Genomic DNA, 19,821 nt, shown 5'->3' with positions numbered 1-19,821 from the left:
TCAGCAAAGACTATTATGAGTAAAAATACTCAGGATTTTATATATCTACGCAGAACCCTGTTAGGAATTTCTAAAAATTGAGGTTCGGGCGTAAGTTAAATCTGATTCTATTAAAAATGCGATGGTAAAAAACCAAGTTTATTGTGGAAGTGAATCAGCAGAAACTTTTATGAGTAAAAACACTCAGGATTTTATATGTCTACGCATAACCCTGTTGGGAATTCCTAAAAATTGAGGTTCGGGCGTAAGTTAAATCTGATTCTATTAAAACAATAGTCCGGACAGTTTTTATATGGCCCAATGGCTTATTCTCTAAGACTTCGCAGCCCCTGTGGATAATTAAATCAATGTCAGCTCCACCCCTGACTTACATTTAATTCGACTTTATTTATGATCCTTGCCCCGCGTAAGCGTGTAGTCTCGTTCCCAAAACTGTCCGGAGTAATGTTAAAAGTGCGATGGTAAAAAACCAAGTGTATTAGTGATCCGTAATGTGATTTACGATCGCCCTCAAGATGTCAAATGGGTTCTCTACTACTGCCAGAGTGACAAAACAGGGTTAATCTGACTAAAGCAAGAATTATGCACTTACCCTCCTCTGATTTGTCAGGGGCAACTCTACAATAAACTCAGTTCCTTCGCCAACCTGACTGACGCAACTCAGCTTGCCACCGTGAGCTTGAACAATTACCTGATAGCACACTGAAAGTCCTAAACCCGTACCTTTACCCACGGGTTTAGTAGTAAAAAATGGGTCAAAAATCTTGTCTTGAATTTCTGCAGGAATGCCAGTTCCCGTGTCGCGGACAGAGATTGTTACCCAGTCCGGCTCGCTTTGCCAACTACGAATAGTTAATTCCCCCGGTTTGCTCGTTGACTGAAGCGCATCTAAAGCATTGTCAATCAAATTATAAAATACTTGGTTAATTTGACTCGCATGACATTGGACGGGCGGCAAACTGCCGTATTGCTTGTCTATTTTGATATGAGTTTTTAGCTTATTTTGCAGCATCAAGAAACTGCTTTCTAAACCTTCATTCAAATCTACTGGTTTTAATTCAGCGTGGTCTAAACGAGAAAAATTTCGCAGCGTCATCACGATTGAGCGAATCCTCCCGCTGCCTTCCCGCATTGAATTGAGCAGTTTACCAAAGTCTTCTCGAATGTAATCGAGTTCTAGTTCTTCATTGATTCTGACAATTGCTTCCGCTGCTTCCGGGCAGGCATTTCCGGCTTGTTCTAGAGCTTCGTTCAAGGCTTTAAAATATTCTTGAGCGTGAAACAAGTTAGCGTGGATGAAATTGTTGGCGTTGTTAATTTCATGAGCAATGCCCGCCACCATTTGCCCCAAACCTGACATTTTTTCGCTTTGAATCAATTGCTGCTGCGCCGATCGCAATTCTTCTAGTGCAGCCTGCAACTGCTGGGTTTGAGCTTGAGATTTTACCGCCGCATCTTGGACTTGGCTGTAAAGTTCTGCTTGCTGAATGGCGATCGCCATTTGGTTGGCTATCTGGGAGAGCAACTCCATTTCTTGCCGCTGCCAATTGCGGGTATCCCGGCACTCGTGAGCAATCAGCAAACCCCACAGCCTACCGGGAAACTTAGGATTATAGCTTCCGGCTGTGTCCGGGGTATTTTCTTCAGTTCTGGATGTAACAATCGGCACAATCAGATTAGCTTTAACCTGCAAACTATTTAAGAAATCGACATGACAAGGCTCTAAACCAGCATTAAAAATATCATTAATTGCTTTGACTCGCCCTTGCTGGTAAAGATCGGCGTAATCTCCCCGGAAACACTTATCAGCCCCCATATCTCCTAAAATTGAAGGCCAAGGAATCACCATATCTTCAACCACAACTTTTCCTTGCCAGTTGTCTTGAAACTGATAGATGATTACTCGATCGCACTGCAACATTTGGCGGACTTCTCTCACCGCTGTTTGTAAAATAGTTTCCAGATCGAGGGTACTGCGAATTTGGTTGCCGATCAGCCGTAGCAGCGATTCTCGTTCGGCTTGGCGCCGGGTTTTGCTATAGAGTTTGGCTTGATTGATCGCGATCGCCAATTGCGATCCAACCCCTTCTAAAAGCTGCCTTTCCCAATCAGTCCATTCCCGTTCGCGATCGCACTGATGCAAGCCAATTATGCCATTCACTTCACCTTGATAGCGAGTAGCTACTGCCAGCATTGACTTAATCTCCAAAGCTTCGGCAATTTTTCGGGTTTGTGGGTTCAATCCCGGAAAATCGAGAAACTTCGTCACTGCTAGGGAATCTTGTTGAGACACGACTGCAGCTAAATGCGGGTTGTCAGTCATCGGTACTTTCATTCCCAGTTGGATCGGATAGTCCCCCGCGTTGTACTCTCCGCGCGTAACTAAAATTTTTTCTGTATTTGATTCTTTGACTAAAATGCTCACGCGACTGCACTGTAATGCTTGCCCCAGCAATCTGCAGGCCGATGTCAAAATTTCTTCTATGTCAAGTGTACTGCGAATTTCGTTATTAATTTGGTTCAGCAAGTTTGATAACTGAACTTGCTGCTGCATCTGCACTATTAGGGCTTTTTGTTGGTCTACTTCCGGCAGCGAAAGACTTTCTTCCTGCCTCCAGTTTTCAGATTCAGGCAACCGCGAAGTTACTCTTTGCCAGGGGTTTTCGTGCTCTTGTATTTTTAAAGACATATTTACTCAGGAGTTGTACAGTATTTTGATTGAGTCTGGTTTTTTAAACCTATGCTTACCCCGCCAACAGCCCCATCGCAGCTACCAGGACTTTGGAATATCTTAAGACATTATAAAGGATGCCGCCTGAGCAAAGCAATTATTTGCTTTACAAATATTTATATTTAGCAAGTATGCCCTCAGCAGCCGACAATACTAATTGGCGCGTGGCATGGAACTTGGTCAGATGTCAAATAGAGTTAACCGCCCGTTTAAGCGAATAAAATTAATCTAAAATCTATCTTTAGTTCAATGTTTGCGCCGGATCGATCAATATGGAAAATTCAATTCCCGACAATTTCCGTTCGCCAGCAAGCACCGACAACATTACTTCTGGATTGACAGGTAAAGCCCAGATTAAAATAGCTTTGGCGATCGGCAATTCCCGGCTGCACTGGGGATTATTTGTGGGCAAAACCCTGGAGAAAACATGGGATACACAGCATCTAAATACTGATGCGGTTTCCCGGCTCTCGGAGGAGGAAAAAGCCGAATATTTGGTGCAAATAGTAATGAGGTCGATCGAGGAAATATCTTCTCAAAATCTCCTTTGTCTTCCTGCTACTACCGCTTTTTCTAATCCTCGCACACTTTCTTTAGTGCCGCTGCCTCTAATTTTGGCTTCAGTAGTTACCCAGCAAACAGCAATTTGGCAGAGTTATCCTGATGTCCGAATTATTACTTTAGACCAGTTGCCGATCAGGGGACTCTATCCTACCCTGGGAATTGACAGAGCTTTGGCTGTACTGGGCGCTGGCCACCAATTGGATTGGCCAGTTTTACTTATAGATGCTGGTACAGCTTTAACATTTACTGGGGCTGATGTCAATAGGTATTTAGTTGGGGGCGCAATCTTACCAGGTTTGGGTTTGCAGTTATCGTCGCTATCTAAAAAAACTTCTGCATTACCTTTAATCACTTTACCACAAAATCTGCCATACCGCTGGGCGAAAGACACTGCTGGGGCAATTCAAAGCGGAGTTGTGTATGCGACGGTGGCAGGAGTTAGGGATTTTATTGAAGATTGGCGGTGTTTGTTTCCTGATAGCAAAATTGCGGTCACGGGGGGCGATCGCACTATGCTTTTAAAATACCTCACCGCAGCCTTTCCTGATACAGCCGCAGGCTTAATTGACGCACCAGAGGCTATTTTTTGGGGAATTAGCCTGTTAACTGTTGACTGTTGACTGTTGTCAGTTGACTGTTGTCATTTTATCCATTCGCAATTCCCAATTCCCAATTCCCAATAATTACCAATTCCCAATTCACCTAGCAAACTCGCGAATATAGTTGGCCACAACATCCGGGACTTCCTGCGGCAAATTGCTTTCCCCCGGACTGACCAATTGCAGTTCGGCATTAGGAGCCAGAGCAGCATAGGATTGACACAGAGACGAAGCTGCGGGAGTATCTTCAGAACCTTGCAACAGCAAAACAGGCACTTTTAGCAAAGACAAATTCTCATCAACTAATTCCGCTGTAATTTCCGCCCGCCGGCGCCCGAACAGCAACTGCACGGCAACAGGGGACTCCATCAACTGCTGTCTGAACTTTAGCAATCCGTCAATCTTTTTTTTGCTACCCAGCAACTTAGCAATTGGATAGATCGATCGTAGCAACCACAAAGCCAGCGGTGGTTGGCCCATTAGCCAGCTAGCCGTCTGCCACCGCCCCCGCCGGTTGCCAACCTTGACGCCTTCTGGGGCCAACAACACCAAACCCTGAACTCGATCGGGATATTTGATAGCGTAGCTGGTGGCCACCCAGCCGCCCACAGAGTGAGCGATTAAATAAACCTGTCGCAACTTCAAAGTATCGAGGTATTGGGCGAGACATTCTACTTCCAAGTCGATCGAATAATGAAGATTTGGGCGTTCCGAGTCGCCAAACCCCAGCAAATCCGGTGCGAAGCAGTGGTAGTAGGGGCTCAAATGTTCGATCGTCCTCAGCCACTGACTGCTGTCGTGCCAAGAACCGTGCAAAAATACTAAATTCGGGCCTTGACCGACTTCGTGCCAGAAGATTTGCCCTACAGAGAGTTTGACCCGAGAATTGCGTAGCGGTGAGTACATCCGGTTAAATATTTAGTAATAAAAAGATGATTAATTTAATGTTCAGAGTTTGTGAATAAAAGTAGGAAAACAGTGAAAATTAATTCCACATTTATATACAGAAAATTTTTGACGGCGAGGTAATTTCCGACTTTGATCAAATTTGGATGCCTCGCCGATTTACGCCAAAGTTGTCAGGCCTTGAAAATAGTCCTGTAAGTGTTGGTTGTTATCGTGGCTGAGCGCGCCCTCCGGCAGCGATGCGGGCAAAAAAGCCTCAACCTCGCTGACTTCAAGCGTATCCTGAACTTGCATTTTTCCCTCTACCTCTGCTGCCACCACGATACAAATCGAGTGCAAGCGAGGGTCTCTATCGGCTGCCGAATAAACACCCACCAAGCGACGGATTTTAACTAAATCGAGTCCTGTTTCCTCCGCTAATTCCCGGCGCACAGTTGTGGGAATATCCTCTCCCCAATCCACCATACCTCCCGGCAGTGCCCAGCGACCGTTGTCGCGGCGGCGAATTAACACAATTCGCCCGTCAGGCAATACGGGAATCACCGCAGTACCAGTGACGGGATGTCGAAAAATCAGTCCCAGCACAGTTTGTACAATTTGCCACAATCGACGCATAAACTCAAAAGCTTGTTTAGGGGAAAGTAATTTCAGGTTTCTTAGCTGGCAGCTCAAAAGTCTTAATTTTTAATTTTTCATTCAGGCGAGAGGTCTGGCAAGTCTGCTAATATCTCGGCTGCGTGAGTTTCTGGTTTGACTTTCCGATAAACCTTTTCAATCCTACCATCAGGGTCGATCGCGAAGGTCGATCGAGTAATTCCCATAAATTCTTTTCCCATAAACTTTTTGAGTCCGTAACAGCCGTAGGCGGTAGCAACTTCGGCGTTTGAGTCGCACAGCAAGGGAAAAGGCAGTTGATATTTAGCTGCAAACTTGGCGTGGGCCCCCGCCCCGTCTGTACTGACGCCCAGGACTGCTATATTGCGCGACTGGTAGTCTGAGTAAATGTCGCGAAAGCCGCAAGCTTCTTTGGTACAGCCAGGGGTATTGTCCCTAGGGTAAAAATAAAGTACAACTCGCCGCCCTCGAAAATCTGCAAGGCTGACGACATTGCCTTGCGCGTCGGGCAGGCTGAAGACAGGAGCTACGTCACCGGGATTTATAGTCATTTGTCGTATTTGTCAAGAGTTTATAGAAATCTTCTGGAAGATTGACAACATTGGGTCCCGATCAAACCCAGATTCCCAGGGACTTGAATCCCGGTGTTCTTTTTTCTGGGTCTTGTACCGGGTGTGCTATGATCGTCATCGGTCTAAAATTGAGTATAACTAGCCAACGTAAAAACTTAACTGGATTAGTTGAGTGCGTAGTCACACCTAACGGTGTTGCGGTTTAGGAAAGCTAAATTTGAAGAAAACCTAACTACATAAAGAGAACTGATCGAGTACGGTAGGGCATACCGGAATTAACGCTTGGGGAGAAGACACCTATATTTTGGCTGGAGAAATCCTGTCGCCAGTAAGTGACTTCGCTGAACCAAGAATCTCAGTCACCAAGAGTGCACAGAGTGTCAAACTTAAGAATCCCTGGGCGTGAAAGCCCGGGGACTGTCAATGTTTATTAGTGAGGTCAGAATGGCTAAGCGCCGCAATCTCAAGAAAGAGAAGGCACAACGAAATCAAGCATACGCTCGCAAGTTTCGCAAGCGGAGAAATCAAGATATGTTCTCCAACAAGAGAAGACGATTTGACGGCGGTAACGGCGGTGGCATGGGCGCCATGAGCGGTGGCGGCAGAGACAAAGACATGGCTGCTGCTGAAGATTAATTGAGTCAGGCTATCTGCCGAACTTAGAACCAGAGTGGAAAGCACGATCGTTCTAAGGAGAGATAGCCAGCCGGAATTTGTCGAATAATTCAACGATGTTTAGGCGATCCGATCGCGCGCAGCGATAAGTGATTTTCTCACTTGTTCAAACCCGGTACCCCCGTAACTATTGCGAGCCGCCACCACTTGCTGAGGTGCGATCGCGCTGTAAATGTCTGTCTCAAAAGCTGGGTGCAAGTCTTTCCACTCCTCAAGTGTCAAATCTTTGAGGAGTTTGCCCCCCGAAAGGCAAGTTTTGACGACTTTGCCGACAAGGTTGTAAGCTTCCCGGAAGGGAACGCCTTTGGCGGCCAAGTAGTCGGCTACGTCTGTAGCATTAGAAAAGTCTTCTGTAACGGCAGCGGCGAGGCGATCGCCATTAAAGGCGATGCCTTCCCGCAGCAAAATGGTCATTGCTTCCAAGCAACCTTGTACCGTTTTGACAGTATCAAACAAAGCCTCTTTATCTTCTTGCAAATCTTTGTTGTAGGCCAAAGGAAGTCCCTTCACTACTACCAACAAGGCTTGCAAGTTACCGAACACCCGCCCCGCTTTGCCTCGCACCAACTCCGGCACGTCGGGATTTTTTTTCTGGGGCATGATGCTAGAACCAGTAGCGCAGCTATCTTTGAGCGTAATAAATCCAAATTCGTGAGAAGACCACAAAATCATTTCTTCTGACAAGCGGCTCAGGTGTACCATAATCAAGCTGGCGGCAGCGAGAAATTCGATCGCAAAATCTCGATCGCTCACTCCATCTAAGCTATTAGCATAAACCTTGTCAAATTGCAAGAGTTCTGCAGTATAATGTCGGTCGATCGGGAAAGTCGTCCCCGCCAGCGCGCCACAACCCAAAGGCGAAACATTCACCCGCTTGCAGATATCGCCGAGACGTTCCCAATCGCGATCGGTCATTTCAAAATAAGCTAAAAGGTAATGAGCCAAACTGATCGGCTGAGCGCGCTGCAAATGAGTGTAACCGGGAATTAAAGTTTCCACGTTACGATCGGCAATATCGAGCAAAACCCCTTGAAATTCCCGTAATTGCTCGCGAATTTCTGCGATGCGATCGCGCAAATACAAGCGAGTATCAGTGCCAGCTTGATCGTTGCGCGATCGGGCAGTGTGCAACTTTTTCCCAGCATCTCCCACAATATCCGTCAGCCGCTTCTCTACAGCGAAGTGAACGTCTTCTGCATCAACTCCGGGAACAAAAAGTCCTTGGCGGTATTCGCGGCGAATCTGTTCCAAACCATTGACTAACTGTTCGCCTTCTGCTGCGGAAATAATCCCCGTTTTGGCCAGCATTTTAGCGTGAGCGACAGAACCAGTCAAGTCATACTCAATCAATTCAATATCGAAGCCAATACTAGCATTGAATCGGGCGATCGCCGGGTGCAGCGCCGATTCAAATCTTTGACTCCAAGTTTTTTGTTGTGTTGTCATTGCTGAAGCTAAAACTAGATTATATCTCTGTTGCAGAAGTCTATAAAAACCGATTTGTAGCAAAGACTTTAGTCCTTCCTCCGGTTTGTAGTCAGGACTTTAGTCCTCCCTTCCCAATTCACCAAGAAAAAACTCACGTCCTGACTAACAACTTTTTATACATCTTTTTACCAGAAAAAACTGAAGTCTGGACTACAAAATTGTGAAACTTTTGCTGCATCCGAAAGAAGTGAAGTTGGGGCGACAAACCTTTTAAATCTGTTACCGATACATTCTTCGACAAGAAGTTTAACGAAAAATCCCTTTAAAGAACCAGCCCACAAAAATACCTATAAAAAAAGCTCCTATTTGACCAGTCGAAACAAAATTGTTCCAAGCTTTCTGGAAATTCGTAAAAATTTCGTAACTTTGACCCAAAAGCACCGTCGAACTCAAATGAGATTTCAAAACTACCATGTGAGCAGCATCGTGCCAATTAATCGAGTTGATTAATCCAGCAGTAATTTCCGGCATTAAATTAACTATCATGGTGATTTTCTCCTGCTAAAGGTGTTACCCTGAGTACAACCAGTGTCATATCATCTTCGTTACGATTGCCGATGCCGATAAACTGGTGAACGCGATCGAACAAATAATCCAAAATTTCTTCAGACTGCTGATAATTTTGACAGGCCCACTGAAAAGCCGAGGTCAAGTTATCCTCATCAAACCGATCGCCCCTTTGATTAGAAGCATCGGTAAATCCGTCTGTGTAATAAATAATAGTATCTCCTGGCTGCAATTGAATGTGGGCTTCTTGGTAATGCGAATCAGCATCCAGCCCAATTAACATTCCCTCCAAAGTATCAAGCTGAAGAATCGAATTAGTTGCAGCTTGCCACAGCAAAGGCGGGTGGTGAGCAGCATTGCTGTAAGACAAAACGCGAGTTTTAGGGTCATACTCCGAATAAAACAGAGTCACAAAACGGTGGGAATTTTCCAAATCCGCGTGCATAACCCGGTTTAAATGTTGCAAAATTCTCGACGGCGAGTGGCGGTTCAAAACCTCCGCCCGCAGCATACCCCGTGTCATCGTCATCAACAGGCCAGCCGGTACCCCTTTGCCCATCACGTCGCCGATCACAATGCTCCAGCGGCCCTTGTCGATTTTGGACTTGAGATTTTTAATTAGGGATGGGGGGTGTTCCCCCTCATCTTCCTTGCCGATCGGGTCATAGTCAGCGGGAATAAAATCATAATAATCTCCGCCGACTCTGCTCGCAGTTTGGCAGCGGGCGGCCACGTCAAGGCCCGGAATTTTCGGACAACTACGGGGTTGCAGCCGCAATTGAATTTCCGCCCCGATTTCTAACTCTCTGTCTAAGCGGTCTTTTTCCGCCAACTTAACAGTAAGTTCGTCTTTGCAAATAGCCACAGCGGTTTGATCCGCCACCAACCGAACTAATTTCTGTCTGCTGGGAGTCCAGAGATATTCCGGGTCACTGCTAAAAACATAAAGCCGTCCGCGTTCCAAATTGTTGACCAAAATTGGCGCCCCAAACAAATGAACATCCGGGCCCAAATAACGACCGACTTGCAGGTCGAGACTAGAAGTTTGCCCAGAGGTTTCCGAAAACGTTCCAGCAGTAGCGCCCGCACCTGCTGTAGCTTGCCTGGTGGCTATTTCCAGCGCTTTTCGCATATCTTGGCACTGCCGTCCTTCCTGACAATGCAACTGCTGGAACCTGACTTGACCGTTGGGTTTGAAAAGCACTAAAGCTCCCCCGTCGGCGTCCGTAACGCGAGTCGCCACCAAAGGCACCAACTCCAAAAATTGGTTGAGATTGTTAAAACTTCGCAGGGCAAATCCCAGCGAGCCCAACATATCTTGAACGTTGTGCTGATATCGGTGCAAACGCGCCACCAGTTCTTTGAGGGCAAATACTGGCGTCGCATCGGTGGAATTGCGACCCGAAGGGCGGTCAGCAGGTTGAGGTGAGGGGCGAGGCAAAGGCACAGCAGTCATTGTAAATGTGTGATTTTCGATCTTAGACGGAGTAATGATTGAGGACTTACGGGCCACTTGAACAGAAACCCGTTTTTTTTTCGAGCAAGTAGTTTGGTTTGATCGAGTAAGTTGGGCACTAGGACATGAGTATAAACTTAAGTCTAAAATTCTTAAGAAATCTGGTTTATAGCTGAGTCTAGATACCCCTAAATCCACGCCGCTTGCTTTATTTGGGGGGCCCTAAGACCGCAGCGGCTTCCCTTAAGCAGGGGGACTTTAACCATTTGCTGTCGCCCTTCTTAAGGGGAGGGCCAGGCAGGGCTGTTTCGGGGCAACTACGGGGGGATTGCCCCTACGGAAAACCAAGGTTTTGTAGGGCGGTGCCCCTGTGCCCGCCCAGCCCATAAACGAGTCGGGGTTTCAGATATCGGGGCAGCCACGGGGGGCAGCCACTACGAGAGAATGAAACAGCCCTGGAGGGCCAGGGGTATCGGGAAGATTGTGCAATCAGACAGCAGACTGATACTAAATTTGAGCTTAATTTGACACGCTACTGGCACTTTGAATCCAAACCAGCAAGAACAGGGGAAAGTATTGTTTCTAGGTATTTAGTTTTCACTCGCCGCCCGTGGTGGCGCAAGTCCTGCGATGGTAGTTTGAGGTTAAGGATTTGAGATTTTGAACCTCTGTACCCGCCTCCAAAAATCGGGACGACCACAGATACCTGATCAATCTAAAATCTAAAATCTAAAATCTAAAATCGAGTAGGGCTTCCACAAATTCGTAACTAGAAAACGGGCGCAAGTCTTCGATGCTTTCCCCGACTCCAATAAAGCGGATGGGCAGACCAAGCTGCTGCACTACTGCTAGGGCAACACCACCTTTAGCAGAACCGTCGAGTTTTGTCAATACTACTCCACTTAATTTGGCCGATTCTGCGAACACTTCTGCCTGTCGCAAACCATTTTGACCCAGTGTGGCATCCAAGACCAGTAGAGATTCTACGGTAGCGCCTGGGGCTTTCTTGTCTACAATGCGACGGATTTTACTTAATTCGTCCATCAGATTTTTTTTGTTTTGCAGGCGGCCTGCGGTGTCTACGATCAGCAGTTCTGTGCCGCGGGCGCTGGCGGCGGCGATCGCATCAAATACGACAGCAGCCGGATCGGTATTTTTTCCTGGGTTGGCGATAATTTCAACGCCACTGCGGGAACCCCAAACTTTCACCTGTTCGACGGCGGCGGCGCGGAAAGTGTCGGCGGCGGCAATTAGGGTTTTGTAGCCGGATTTTTGGGCAATGTGGGCAAGTTTGCCGATCGTCGTAGTTTTGCCCGCACCGTTGACTCCTACGATTAACCAGATGTTAAAAGTGTCTTTTTCCGGGGCAAATGTCAGGCTGTAGGCGGGATTACCGGCGGCGGTTTCGGCACAGGGAGCGTCCAGAATGTCGCGCAGGATGGTTTTCAGGTAGGCGAGAGCCTGTTCTGGGGGCAGCACTTCTTGTGTGAGTCTTTCTTGGAGGCGACTGATAATGATGTCGGTGGCTGCGACTCCGACATCGGCTTGCAGGAGCAAAGTCTCAATTTCGGCTACTGCGTCTTGATTGAGCGGCCCTTGACCGACGATCGCTTTTAGTCGATTAATTAAGCTGCGACGAGTTCTTTCTAAGCCTTTCCGCAGTTTTTGCAGCCAAGTGATTTCTTCGACAGATACTTGGTCTGGTCGGCGGCCTTGACTGGCTAAGATTTCTGAAGACCACAGGAAGCCTTCGTCAAAGGCGAAACCGGGAATTTCTTCGATAATTGCGGCTCTCTCGGCGGCGGCTGCAATTACGTCTGGTTCTTCAATGGCAGTTTCTTTGAGGCGTTCGATGCGCTCCATGCGATCGGCCTGAGCTCTGGCCCAAAAGGGCAAGGCTTCGGCTGCTTCGCCGTCGGATGCGAGTGAGTCGGTTTCTACAACCTCGGTTGCAGGTTCGGCAATTTCTATATTTTCTGCTGTAACTTCTAATTGTTGAGCTATCGGTGCAATGTCGATCGCCCCGGCTGTGGGTTGCAGGGTTTCTGCAATTTCTGCAGGCGTTGCTGCATCGAGTTCCGAAACCTCGGTTGCTTCAACTGTTGCTGGTGCTGCAACTTCTGGAACTTCTGCAACAGTTGGTGCTGTGGGTGCTGGTTCAAGTTCGATCGTCTCTGTTGCTTCAATAATCGCCGGTTCTGCAACTTCTGCAACTGTCGCGATTTCTGCTTCGGCTGCTGGAACATCGGGCGCTGCTGTCTCGGAAACTTCTGTTTCGGGTTTTTGCTGTTTTTGAATATTTTTGTAAGCAGCTTTTGCCCAATTAAGATAATCTTCGGCTACAGCAGGAGAAGCTTGCTCTGTTGTATCTGTTTGAGGCTCAACCGGTGCGGATTTTGCCGACTCATCTTGCGGCTGTTCGGGTGTTGCCTCTGTTTCAGAAGATTTGTTTTCGCTGTACTGGCGACGAAACCAATTAAATACCATAGGAAATTGGGAATATAGTTATTAGTCCTTAGTTTAGAGCGGATTGCGGATTGCGGATTGCGGATTGCTAATGACTCTGGGTACGGTTCGCGCCCCGGCCGCACCCTCCGGGTAAGGTGTCCACCAAGCACCCGGAGGACTGATGACTAAGGACTAGGGACTAACAACTTCTGCATTGATTTTATCGACTACTCGGCGAAGGACTCCGTTGATGAAGCGATGTCCTTCGTCGCCGCTGTAGCGTTTTGCCAGTTGGACGGCTTCGTTGACGCTGACTTGTTCGGGTAAGCCGAGATATAGCATTTCGGCGATCGCGATTCTCATGATATCTCGATCGATCCGGGGCAACCGTTCTATTTGCCAGTCTACAAGGGATTCCGAGAGCAATTCATCAATTTGAACACGGTTGGCGCTGACTTTCGTCAGAATTTGCAAAGCATAGGTGCGGACATCTTGCTGGTTGGCTAGCTGGATTAGTTCTGGAAACTCCATTGCTGAACCGAGACGGTTGATTGCGGTTTGGGTGAGTTCGACTGCTTCCCGTACCATTGTTCTAGCACTTTGTATATCGGAGGCGCGGATTTCGCTGGCAAGCAGTTTGTCGCTACTCCGCTGCACTTCGGATGCTGCTGCTTCTAGGGATTCTTGAACTTCTGCTGTCAGGGTACGGATGGCGGCGAGGAGAACATCTTGCAGTTTCTTGGCTTCTAAGATTTCTGGATTCGTCGGCAGTTGGCTGATGCCGAGGAGGGCGAGTTCGCGTGCTGTTTCGCGGGCTTTTTTCATAGTTTTTAGATAGGAATTGAGAATTTAGGAATTTGGGAATTTTTGAGATTGCTAGGCGCTGGTTCAGAGCATAGACTTGGACTTTAGCAGAAAAACTCGCAAAAAACCCGCCCTGAGTCACGATTGTTTCTGGGTAGGTTTTGGAGAGATATTATCTGTTATGGGGAAAGTAAAGTTTAGAGTTTCAAACCCGCTAAACCGCGAGCATCTGAGTTTTGCTTTTACAGGAGTGCGAGCGGGACGCCCGCTACATATATATATGTAGCGGGCGTCCCGCTCGCACTCCTAAAAAACGCTTTTTACTCTCATTGAGATGCTCTCTAAACCTGACTCTACAGATTGATGTCTTCGTTTAGTCTTCTTCGACTGGAACAGCCTGGTATCTTGATTCGGATACCAAGGGTTCGAGTGTTTTGCCCTTAATATTTTCGGGGGTTACTGCAATTGAGTTGTTGGGGTTCACGATGCCGCCGGAGATGATGACTTTAAAGGCATCTTCGATCGACATAGACAAATTGACTAAATCTGCCTCCGGGACTATAGCGTACCATCCGGTGGTGGGGTTGGGAGTGGTGGGGATGAAAATGCCGATCGGGGTTTCACCGGAAAGGTGAGGCGGGATGTCGTTACTCTCGATCGTACCCGTCACAAATGCTAAAGTCCAGATTCCCCGCCGGGGATATTCCACTAACACCACGCGGCGAAATTTGTCGTTTGAGTTGAGGAGGGTTCCCAGCAGTTGTTTGAGGGTTTTGTAAACCGAACCCGCTAGGGGAATTGCCTGCAACACCCGTTCGCCAAAGTCTAGCAGCCACTTGCCGAAAATGTTGCGGGCCATTAAACCGATGACTAAAATGCTCAGCAGGGGTACAGCCAGCCCTACTAAAAGATTTAGCAGATTCACCAAAATCGGGTGGAGTCCGTCAAAAGGGTTGATCTGCTTGGGAATTTTGGTGAGAAAATTGATCACCCAACTGGCGACGGTAATTGTCAGCCAGATGGTGGTAGCTAAGGGTATCACTACCAATAGTCCTGCGATCAGGTCGTTTTTTAAGTCTTGTTTGATGCGTTGGAGCACGGCGGGTCAAATCTCCTCGTAACTGGTTGCCAATAACCTGAATAAACCTGAGACTAAAGCAACTGCACGGGCTTTACTGGATGTCACCATAGACAATCGTCTTCAATTCTGCTAAACCCTACCCTTTCTGAGGGGGAAGAGTTAGGGATCGCCGGTGCTGTACCTTTATTTTAAAGAATTATTGCAAGTTGGCGCTTAGTTTTAATATATGCGGGCTGTGCACCAGCTCACCGTATTGTATATTTTAAGACATTTTGGGTCGGTTCAATCAATAAGCCGATCGGTCAGAGACAGCCGGGGAGTCGCAGTGTAGCGAGTCCAGATCAAATTTTCTGTGATTTGCATAGGAAATTAATTGGTCGATCGAGCTTTCTCAGATTTTCGGCTGGGTGGCACTTCGTTGTACCGAATTCAGGGGAACCTCTGCAGGTTGACTACAGAGTCTCTGCCAAAATATATCTTTGGATAGATGCAGTATAACTATATCTTAGTATGAAAGCGGTGATTTTTGATGGGCGACAGCGATAAACAAAACAACAGTTACCTACCATGCAACTGTTGCATGGTAGGCAAATCCGGCAAAAAGTAAAGCATACAGACCAGCAACTTTGACTTTTTTGACAGGATTGATCGATATTCAGGAAATAAGGGCATAATTCAACCGAATTCGAGCTTGAGAGGAGCGGCAAAGCAATATAGAATTAACTTGGGCATCACTACAAAAAAATAATCTGCCAAACGAGGTAGCAGTAGTTAGTAGCAAGCGAGATAAATTACTACATAGCTAGTTGTTTCTAGCCAGAAGCGCAAAACTATTTGTTTAACAGGGTATAGCTAAACTGCTACATAGAAGCAAGACTCCAGCGATGCCGATTTCTTGGAAGCCGACGGAAGTTAAGGAAAAACAAGCGTACTAGCCGCTCAAGTCAGAGCGGGGATTTACCCCGCTGCAAGCAGCAATAGACTTGATTAGAAGCTAGGATTGAGATATGAATGCTCAACTCATGAAACCAATTGATTTTTACATTTTTTTATGCCATTAAAAACGCAAGACTTTTGTGGGCTTCACTTAAAGCCGCAGCCAGATCAAATTTTGTATCAGATAATTAATATTTAAGTAAAAGGAATTTTTGTGAAAACGCTCAGTATCCTCTTAGTAGAAGACAGTCCCCTAGATGCCGAACTGATTGAGGCATATCTAATGGATGGCGGGCTCCAATTTTCTCTGGTGTGTGTGGAAAATCGAGAAGACTTTGCCACGGCGCTGGAAAAACAACGTTTTGACATTATTTTGGCAGATTATATGCTGCCTTGTTTTAACGGTATAGCTGCGCTGGAAATTGCCCACACTACTTGTCCGGGAGTGCCGTTTATTTTTGTTTCGGCTACTTTGGGTGAGGAAGTAGCGATAGAAACTTTGAAAAGCGGCGCTACTGATTATGTTCTCAAACGCCGTTTGATACGGCTGGTGCCGTCGATTGAGCGGGCCCTGCGGGAAGTTCAAGAACGGAACGAGCGCAAGCAAGCCGAAGCACAGCAGCAGGAGAGCGAAGCTCGATTTCGGATCATGGCGGATACCGCGCCGGTAATGATTTGGATGTCGGACACTGACCAACTTGGCGATTACTTTAACAAAGTTTGGCTGGAGTTTACCGGTAGAACTTTAGCGCAAGAAATGGGCACGGGTTGGATGGAAAACTTGCACCCTGATGACTTGCCAGAATGTCTGGATATTTACCAAAAAGCCTTCCACGCTGGCAGCGAGTACCGGCTCGAATGCCGGCTGAGACGCTATGACGGTGAATACCGCTGGGTTTTGGGTACAGGCGTACCCCGGTACAGACCCGATCGCACTTTTGCAGGTTACATCGGTTCTTACATCGATATTAGCGATCGAAAACAGGCAGAACAAGAACGCGCTGCCGCTTTGTCCCGCGAACAAGCAGCGAGGTTGCAAGCAGAAGAAACAGCTAAAGCGCTGCAATCGGCAAACGATAAAATTACTAACATTCTCGAAAGCATTACTGATGCTTTTATCGCTGTTGATTTAAATTGGAACTATACCTATCTCAACCACCAAGCTATTGAGCTGTTAGGCAGACCACAAGCAGAACTGATTGGTAAAAAAATGTGGGATATATTTCCCTGGGCTGTGGATTTACAGTTTTATAAAATGGCGACCAAAGCATTAGCAGAAAAGGTAACGATCGAGTATGAAGAATTCGTACCGTTATGGAATAAGTGGTTGAAGATGCGTTTTTATCCTTCTGATTCTGGTTTGTCGGGTTACATCCAAGACGTTACCGATCGCAAGCAAACAGAAGCTGCACTCCAGGCTAGCGAAGAAAAGCTGAGAATGTTAGCCGAAGCTAACTTGATAGGAATTATCTTCGGGGATGTTGACGGCGGTATCATCGAGGCCAATGATGAATTTTTGCGGATAGTTGGTTACACGCGGGAACAGTTGCAGCGCGGTGAATTAAACTCGATTGACATCACGCCGCCGGAGTACCAGTCTCTCGACAAGAAGGGGATGGCAGAGGCACAAGCAACGGGGGCTTGCACTCCCTACGAAAAGGAATTCTGGAGGAGAGACGGTAGCCGGATTCCGGTGTTGATCGGATATGTTTTGCTGGCGCAAAAGCGGCAAGAATCTGTGGGTTTTATTCTCGATTTAACGGTTGGCAAGCAGTTGGAAAGAGAACTGCAAGATCGAGCCGAGGAATTGGCGCGGGCGAACCGGATTAAAGACGAGTTTCTAGGAACTTTGTCCCACGAATTGCGGACGCCGCTGAATGCGATGCTGGGATGGGCACAACTGCTGCGAAACCGCAAGTTTGACGAAAAAACGACTGTTCGGGCTCTGGAAACGATCGACCGCAATACACGAGCGCTGGCAACTCTGATCGAGGATTTACTGGATGTGTCACAGATTATTACCGGGAAACTGTCGCTGAATTTGCGTTGGGTGGATGTGATTTCGACTGTTGAGGCTGCGATCGATACTCTCGCGCCCGCGATTGCGGCCAAAAATATTGAAATTGTGACGGATTTCGACCCAACGGCAGGACGGATTTTTGCCGATTCCGGTCGCTTGCAGCAGGTAGCGTGGAATTTGCTGTCGAATGCGATTAAGTTTACTCCAGATGGCGGGCAGGTGAGGGTGGCGGTGCGAAAGATGGAGAGGACTTTGGCCCGTGAGGAATCCGCTTGCTGTAAAAATTTGTCGCCCGCTAGTGTCGAAATTGAGGTTAGTGACACGGGACAAGGGATTTCAGAAGAGTTTTTGCCGCACGTTTTCGAGCGGTTCAGCCAAGCTGACAGCTCTACAAGGCGATCGTACAACGGATTGGGTTTGGGTTTAGCCCTAGTGCGGCATTTTGTGGAAATGCACGGGGGGACGGTGCAAGCCGAATCGGCAGGGAAGGGAAAAGGGTCGAGGTTTTTAGTGAGATTGCCAATTCAACAGCTTCATTGCGACGCTGGATTGTCTGTTGCTGGACTTGTGGAGTTAGCGATTCCTCAAAGCAGGGCGCGAGCCCCTGTAAAGGACTCTTTTGTCAGCAGCAATCTTTCTGGAGTGCGAGTCTTGGTGGTCGATATCGACGCGGATTCCCTGGATTTTGCGTGTACAGTGCTCGAAGATTGCGGGGCCCAGGTGGAGTCTGCTAACTCTGGAATGGCTGCCATGGAGGCGATTGAAAGGCTGAATCCGGATGTGTTGGCGATCGATATCGGGATACAGGCCCTTGACGGAGAGGCTCTGCTGCGGCAAGTGCGATCGCGGATGGTGGACAGGGAAATTCCGGCGTTGGCGTTCACGGCGGTTGGTAGGGTAGAGGAACGGATACGGGCACTGCAGCAAGGTTTTCAAATTTACGTGCCCAAGCCGATCGAGCCTGCTGAGTTGGTGGCGGTGGTGGCAAGTTTGGCGGCGCGCTCAAAGATTTTAGATTTTAGATTTTAGATTGACTCCGCGATGACGGATGTCGTAACTACACATCATTTTTCTTGCATTCGAGCGATCGGAAAATTCGGCAGAACAACGTTTTTCTTAGTAGGAATCAGAACTCTATCTAACTTGTCAAGCCCCAACAGTTATAAATTTAATTAGCCTCAAAGTTGGTAATTTTTGATACTGATAGCAGTTTCTAAAACGAATGCAACTGTAGAAAAGTTCCCAACCCTGATCATCATCAGTAGTCCGACTTCTAAAATCTAAAATCTAAAATCTAAAATCTAAAATCTAAAACTGTATGAGTTGCAGGGACGATCGTCCTTAACTGTATCTCCTCAAATATCAAGTTCAGTAAATACGTGCTTCAATTGAAAAATGCCATGTCGGGGTCAATGCTTCTCGCACTCCTCTATTTCGCGCCCTACAAGGATTTTGTGTCGCTCTTGGATTTTTCTGGGCCCTGGTTTCAACTATCGACTAGATACCAGTTGCACCCGACCGGCATCCATTTCATCCATTAATAACTCTAAAGCCTCATAATCAATATCGGAGATGTAGCCCAAACGGGTGAGCTCGTAGTTGATTTCGTTTTCAATGTCAGGCGTTAACTGCTTAATGTAGAGGGCTTTTTCTACAAGATTACGAATAGCATAGGTTGCTTGCATAGTAGCTCAGAGAACTCCGTACAATTTAATTATTATCTGAACAGCCGATCGCGCGCGTGATCTAAATCAGAACTAACAAGTGATTTCAATTACATTATTCACTTTTATCTAACAGCCAGGGGACAGTCGATCGCATTTTTTAGAATTCTCAAGACTAAACCTGCCCGCATAAATAAAAAATAGTATAGTAGCTTACGTTTCCTTCGCAAATCTTGCACAAAATTTTATAAAAAAGAGTCAATAAATAAAGATTCAGTAAAATTACTGAAAACAACTGGTCGATTTCGCTCAGAGCAAGTTAGGCTCAGAGTAATCAAGTAGGTTTAGGCTTACATCTGTCCAGCACAGTAGTTGAAAGTACGTAGCAACCATAGGTTTGACATATGCAGACACTTCTTGCCCATAAACCAATTACGGTGATTCGACCCCTAGACCACCTGAATGCAGCCACCTGCGGAGAATTCGGACGGCAACTCATGACAGCAATTGCAGCCCCCGGGGTTGTAGCGGTACTCGTAGATTTGGGCGCAGTAAAATTTATTGACAGTGCCGGTTTGATGGCATTGGTTTCGGGCCTGAAGCAGGCGAAAAAAATGGGGCGCAGGTTTAGTCTTTGCTCAGTATCCCCCGGGATTAAGATGATTCTGGAACTCAGCCAACTCGATCGAGTTTTTGAGATATTTGAAAATGTCGATAGCTTTGAAGCCGAAAACTCCTGCGTAAAACAACACTGA

Annotated in this window: 15 protein-coding genes; 4 read left to right on the top strand and 11 right to left on the bottom strand. The window is 47.0% G+C overall.

Annotated features, from left to right (window positions below; genetic code table 11):
- Positions 1-580: 580 nt before the first annotated feature.
- Positions 581-2,689 (bottom strand): GAF domain-containing protein, encoded by a 2,109-nt coding sequence (locus tag QT979_RS18770; RefSeq protein WP_333311372.1) that lies wholly within the window; start codon positions 2,687-2,689, stop codon positions 581-583.
- Positions 2,690-3,003: 314 nt separating this feature from the next.
- Between QT979_RS18770 and QT979_RS18765 the strand changes: the two genes are divergently transcribed.
- Complete coding sequence (locus QT979_RS18765) at positions 3,004-3,915, top strand: pantothenate kinase (RefSeq protein WP_333215216.1); 912 nt, start codon at positions 3,004-3,006, stop codon at positions 3,913-3,915.
- Between the two features lie 78 nt (positions 3,916-3,993).
- Here QT979_RS18765 and QT979_RS18760 read toward each other — a convergent pair whose 3' ends face one another.
- The 3 genes from QT979_RS18760 to bcp all read right to left on the bottom strand — a co-directional run bounded on the left by QT979_RS18760 (position 3,994) and on the right by bcp (position 5,966).
- Positions 3,994-4,800 (bottom strand): alpha/beta hydrolase, encoded by an 807-nt coding sequence (locus QT979_RS18760; RefSeq protein WP_333215214.1) that lies wholly within the window; start codon positions 4,798-4,800, stop codon positions 3,994-3,996.
- Between the two features lie 159 nt (positions 4,801-4,959).
- On the bottom strand, positions 4,960-5,415 hold the full coding sequence (locus tag QT979_RS18755) for an NUDIX hydrolase (protein ID WP_333215212.1): 456 nt from the start codon (positions 5,413-5,415) through the stop codon (positions 4,960-4,962).
- Between the two features lie 77 nt (positions 5,416-5,492).
- Positions 5,493-5,966, bottom strand: coding sequence for a thioredoxin-dependent thiol peroxidase (gene bcp, locus QT979_RS18750; RefSeq protein ID WP_333311371.1), 474 nt, complete (start codon positions 5,964-5,966; stop codon positions 5,493-5,495).
- A 465-nt stretch (positions 5,967-6,431) separates the two neighbouring features.
- Here bcp and QT979_RS18745 point away from each other — a divergent pair, with 465 nt between their 5' ends.
- Positions 6,432-6,623, top strand: coding sequence for a hypothetical protein (locus QT979_RS18745; RefSeq protein WP_190738786.1), 192 nt, complete (start codon positions 6,432-6,434; stop codon positions 6,621-6,623).
- Between the two features lie 99 nt (positions 6,624-6,722).
- On the opposite strand, the gene argH is transcribed toward QT979_RS18745, so the two are convergent.
- The 6 genes from argH to QT979_RS18715 all read right to left on the bottom strand — a co-directional run bounded on the left by argH (position 6,723) and on the right by QT979_RS18715 (position 14,464).
- The gene (gene argH, locus QT979_RS18740; protein WP_333311370.1) at positions 6,723-8,108 is read right to left on the bottom strand and encodes an argininosuccinate lyase; all 1,386 of its coding nucleotides are present in this window, start codon (positions 8,106-8,108) and stop codon (positions 6,723-6,725) included.
- 288 nt (positions 8,109-8,396) lie between these two features.
- Positions 8,397-8,636 (bottom strand): hypothetical protein, encoded by a 240-nt coding sequence (locus tag QT979_RS18735; RefSeq protein ID WP_333311369.1) that lies wholly within the window; start codon positions 8,634-8,636, stop codon positions 8,397-8,399.
- Positions 8,626-10,113: a PP2C family protein-serine/threonine phosphatase gene (locus QT979_RS18730; RefSeq protein ID WP_333311368.1), complete on the bottom strand. Its 1,488-nt coding sequence runs from the start codon at positions 10,111-10,113 to the stop codon at positions 8,626-8,628. The genes QT979_RS18735 and QT979_RS18730 overlap by 11 nt, the downstream gene beginning before the upstream one ends.
- 729 nt (positions 10,114-10,842) lie before the next feature.
- Positions 10,843-12,600, bottom strand: a complete 1,758-nt coding sequence (ftsY, locus tag QT979_RS18725) for a signal recognition particle-docking protein FtsY (protein WP_333311367.1) — start codon at positions 12,598-12,600, stop codon at positions 10,843-10,845.
- 153 nt (positions 12,601-12,753) lie between these two features.
- Positions 12,754-13,386, bottom strand: a complete 633-nt coding sequence (gene nusB / locus QT979_RS18720; RefSeq protein ID WP_333209166.1) for a transcription antitermination factor NusB — start codon at positions 13,384-13,386, stop codon at positions 12,754-12,756.
- 352 nt (positions 13,387-13,738) lie between these two features.
- A complete protein-coding gene (locus QT979_RS18715) occupies positions 13,739-14,464 on the bottom strand; it encodes a DUF502 domain-containing protein (protein WP_333209167.1) in 726 nt (241 codons plus the stop codon).
- A 1,132-nt stretch (positions 14,465-15,596) separates the two neighbouring features.
- On the opposite strand from QT979_RS18715, the gene QT979_RS18710 reads away from it, so the two are divergent.
- Positions 15,597-18,431: a PAS domain S-box protein gene (locus tag QT979_RS18710; protein ID WP_333311366.1), complete on the top strand. Its 2,835-nt coding sequence runs from the start codon at positions 15,597-15,599 to the stop codon at positions 18,429-18,431.
- A gap of 461 nt (positions 18,432-18,892) precedes the next feature.
- Here QT979_RS18710 and QT979_RS18705 read toward each other — a convergent pair whose 3' ends face one another.
- Entirely contained in the window at positions 18,893-19,087 is a 195-nt protein-coding gene (locus tag QT979_RS18705) for a hypothetical protein (protein WP_333209171.1), read from the bottom strand.
- Positions 19,088-19,470: 383 nt separating this feature from the next.
- Between QT979_RS18705 and QT979_RS18700 the strand changes: the two genes are divergently transcribed.
- On the top strand, positions 19,471-19,821 hold the full coding sequence (locus QT979_RS18700) for an STAS domain-containing protein (RefSeq protein WP_333209172.1): 351 nt from the start codon (positions 19,471-19,473) through the stop codon (positions 19,819-19,821).

It is taken from the genome of Microcoleus sp. w2-18bC1 (assembly GCF_036700365.1).
Lineage (GTDB): Bacteria > Cyanobacteriota > Cyanobacteriia > Cyanobacteriales > Microcoleaceae > Microcoleus.
The sequence above is the reverse complement of the archived record's forward strand: the minus strand, read 5'-3'. Positions and strand labels throughout refer to the sequence as shown.